This window comes from uncultured Cedecea sp. (assembly GCF_947498825.1).
Classification (GTDB): domain Bacteria; phylum Pseudomonadota; class Gammaproteobacteria; order Enterobacterales; family Enterobacteriaceae; genus JGM124.
In genome coordinates this window covers 1-232 of the sequence record NZ_CANMLV010000097.1, presented here as the reverse complement: position 1 = coordinate 232, position 232 = coordinate 1, and the positions used below count along the sequence as shown (strand labels likewise).

The 232-nt window shown below is 46.6% G+C and carries 1 protein-coding gene; it reads right to left on the bottom strand.

The genetic code is table 11. From position 1 onward, the window contains the following. A partial coding sequence (locus Q1A40_RS23085; protein ID WP_300006113.1) for a hypothetical protein occupies positions 1–232 on the bottom strand: 232 nt, incomplete at both ends.

The window sequence follows — 232 nt, the reverse complement described above, 5'->3', positions numbered from 1 at the left end:
CTTCTCGCTATTTGCGGGCAAATCCTCTTCCCAGTTTTTTAGCCGGGGCGTAAGCAGAGGCTTGCGTGAAAAATAGTGGTCGACCGAAGCTTTGAGTTCCTCTGGCGTGGCATAGCGCAAGACATCTTTTATGGTGGGCTGGCTTTCACTGACTTCCGGGTTTTGCGTGTTCTTATTCCTTGCTGAGTTTCGTTTTCTCTTATTTATTTTTGAACTCCGTTTTCCTTTTTCC